We start from the raw sequence: 536 nt of genomic DNA on the forward strand, positions 1-536 counted from the left end.
CAGCGCTTTCTTATTTGCTGTGGGGGCTCCTTCCTTTATATTGGAAAGTGCTCGATCAGACGGCCGCGCTCGATATTCTGGCGCACCGGATTATCTGGTCATTTGTTTTTATGTGCGGGGTGCTTCTCGTTTTGCGGCAGTGGAAAAACGGAGTCAAAGCATTTCGCTCGCTTTCGGGAAACCGAAAGGAATTTGTTCCGCTCATTTTGTCGTCCGTTCTGATTTCGATCAATTGGTATGTCTACATATGGGCCGTCAGCAACGGCTATATTCTTGAAGCGAGCCTGGGCTACTACATCAATCCGCTCGTATCGATCGTTCTCGGAATTGTCTTTTTAAAGGAAAAGCTAACGCGGATGCAGGGAGCGGCAGTTCTTCTCGCTGCCCTCGGCGTGCTTATTTCAGCTTTTCAGTACGGGTCCGTGCCGTACATCGCCCTGATGCTCGCATTCAGCTTCGGGCTCTACGGACTGGCGAAAAAGCGCACATCGCTCTCAAGTGCCATAGGACTTACTTTGGAAACGATGATGATCGCT

General features: G+C 50.4%; 1 protein-coding gene. It reads left to right on the forward strand.

What is annotated here, in order from left to right; all coding sequences use genetic code 11:
* A partial coding sequence (gene rarD / locus ACWHAR_RS31370) for an EamA family transporter RarD (protein WP_452088966.1) occupies positions 1-536 on the forward strand: 536 nt, incomplete at both ends.

It is taken from the genome of Bacillus sp. LR--39, assembly GCF_053613335.1.